This window comes from Streptomyces hainanensis (assembly GCF_004348415.1).
GTDB lineage: Bacteria > Actinomycetota > Actinomycetes > Streptomycetales > Streptomycetaceae > Streptomyces > Streptomyces hainanensis.
On sequence record NZ_SMKI01000765.1, the window covers coordinates 1 to 1,946 of the forward strand.

The following is a 1,946-nucleotide window of genomic DNA, read 5'->3' on the forward strand; positions in this document are numbered from 1 at the left end:
GTCGTGGTCCGGTGGGTGGTCCGGTCGTATATGAATCGATTCATTCGAGCGATGGAAAGCGCTCTCATGTTCGGGGGAGTCTCGCAATCGCTGATCGGTTCCGTCAAGACTTGTGGGAGCCTGTTGGAACTTTGACGGTTGTTGACGGTTGGGAGGGGTCTGCGGACGGGTGGGCCCCCGGACGGGCCTGACGCGGAGCGCCGGGCCCCTGCGCGGTCGGCGTCAGCCGACCCGGGTGATCACCAGGCCGTTGAGGTGGCCGGTCTGGCCGTAGACGGTGACGCCGAGCTGGCCGTCCTGGACCTCGATCAGCGTGAACGTCTGGCGGGTGACGGCGTTGGGCGAGCCGATCACCTGCCCCCGGTCCCCGCCCTCGAAGACGAAGCCGGAGCGGGACGAGCCGGCCGCGTCGCCGACGTAGGCGGTCGCGGCGTAGGTGCCGTTGGGCACGTCGGTCCTGAACTCGTAGCGCCCGTCGAAGTAGGCCACGAAGTCGCGTCCGAGGTCGTCGGTGCCCGGGCCGCGGTCCCGGCTGATGAGGTTGGTGGCGTCGGTGAAGCCGTAGCCGCGCTCGGCGGTGTACAGGGTCTCCGGGCTGACCCCGACGAAGCCCTCGGCGACCGGGCTGTCCGCGGGACCGAAGTCGTACCGCAGGTCGGCGGGACGGGTGGCGAGCCGTAGCTTCGCCGAAGGGGCGGACTGGCCACGGCCGTTGACGGCGATCACCCGCACCTCGTAGGCGGTGTCCTCGGCCAGCCCGCCGATGTCGGCGAGCGGGATGGGGGAGGTGGTGGCGAGCGTGAACTCCTCGTCCGAGTGGCGGCGCCGCCGCTGGATCCGGTAGAGGTCGGCGCCCGGCACCTCGTCCCAGGTGAGCCTGGCACCCTCGTGCGAGACGAGTCCCGCGGTCGGCGCGCCGGGCCGGTCAGGGCGGTGGCGCGGCGGCGCGGTGTTGCGGACCCGGCGGGCCAGCGGGACGTCGAGCCGTGCCACGTCCAGCGCGATGAGCCGGGCGACGTGGAGCGCGCCGTACCGCTGGAAGTGGGTCTCGTCGATGGTGCCGTAGGGCCGGTTCGGATAGACGCCGGGCGGCACGTGGAGGAAGAGCGACCTGGCCTCCTCGATGCCGACGCCGTCCAGGTAGGCGCGGCTCGACGCGGAGAGGTCGACCAGCGGCACGTTCTCCTCGGCCGCCACCTCGATCGCCTTCTCGACGTACTCGGGGAAGGAGACGTTGAACCGCCCGGTGGTCGGGTTGAAGTCGCGGCGCGAGACGGGGGTGACCACGACGGGGATGGCGCCCCGGGCGCGGGCGCCGCCGATGTAGTCGTTCCGCAGGAACTCCTTGTAGTCGGCGGGCGGGGTGTAGCGCTCGGGGCGGCTGAGGGTGGCGTCGTTGTGGCCGAACTGGACGAACAGGTAGTCGCCCGGCTGGATCTGGTCGAGGATCGCCTGGAGCCGGCCCTCGGCGATGAAGCTGCGTGAACTCCGGCCGCCGATGGCGTGGTTGGCGATGGTCACGGTCTCCGAGAAGAACTGTCCGAGCACCTCGCCCCAGCCGGCCTGCGGCGCGTAGTAGGGGTCGTAGGTCTGGGCCGTCGAGTCGCTGGCGATGTAGAGGGTGGGCCCGGCGTCGGTCCCGGCGCCGGTGCTCGTCGCGCCGGCGGCGCGCGCGGTGCCGGGCAGCGCGAGGCCGGCGAGGCCGGCGGTGGCGACTCCGGCGACGGCGCCCCGTAGGACCGTCCGTCTGCGGTGACCCTCGGGGCGGCGTCCCCCGGGGTGGCGTCCCTCGGCTGGCGTGGCAGCTGTTCCGTCCATCCGTTCACTCCTGTGTGGTTGGTGGCACGGGCCTGCCGGGCGCTCCTCCGCTCCCGCCCGGGGCAGGCCGGGGCGCGCGACGACCGGATGTGAATCGATTCATCGCGTGGCCGTGGGTGGCCTGGGCG

The 1,946-nt window shown here is 72.3% G+C and carries 1 protein-coding gene; it reads right to left on the bottom strand.

Features of this window, described 5'->3' with window-relative positions; translation table 11 throughout:
• Window positions 1-222: 222 nt before the first annotated feature.
• Window positions 223-1,818, bottom strand: a complete 1,596-nt coding sequence (locus tag E1283_RS35695; protein WP_132822312.1) for a GDSL-type esterase/lipase family protein — start codon at window positions 1,816-1,818, stop codon at window positions 223-225.
• Window positions 1,819-1,946: the final 128 nt, after the last annotated feature.

Excerpts from the sequence above, each read along its gene's own strand:
- E1283_RS35695 (WP_132822312.1), bottom strand. The coding sequence starts at position 1,818 with ATGGACGGAACAGCTGCCACGCCAGCCGAGGGACGCCACCCCGGGGGA.